The sequence below is a fragment of the Pseudomonas viridiflava genome, from assembly GCF_900602065.1.
Taxonomy (GTDB): Bacteria; Pseudomonadota; Gammaproteobacteria; order Pseudomonadales; family Pseudomonadaceae; genus Aquipseudomonas.
Genome location: NZ_UWFN01000135.1, coordinates 1 through 334 on the forward strand (window position 1 = coordinate 1; position 334 = coordinate 334).

Genomic DNA, 334 nt, shown 5'->3' on the forward strand with positions numbered 1-334 from the left:
AGGCTGGTCCATTCAATCTGCGACTCATCCATCTGCAGAATGCCTGCGTCGATGAAAGCTCGATAGATAGCCATCGCCTGAACCAGGCAGCGCTGGGAAAACGATCGATAGCGCGCAGCAAGCTCGGGATCGGCACCCAACAGATGCTCCAGGTCACGGTGCAGAAAACGGTACCGCCACATGCCATCGAGTATCGCCAGAAAATAATCGCGCTTGTCCTCGATGCTTGGCAGGCGATCCTGGGTGGGCATCAGGAAGCTCTTTACCAACGCCTCGTACTGACCGAACAGCTCGGCGATGATCGCCTGCTTGTTGGGGAAGTGATAATACAGAT

1 protein-coding gene is annotated in these 334 nt (G+C 55.4%); it reads right to left on the reverse strand.

The window, feature by feature from the left end:
- A partial coding sequence (locus EE949_RS08315; protein WP_277423364.1) for a TetR/AcrR family transcriptional regulator occupies positions 1-334 on the reverse strand: 334 nt, incomplete at both ends.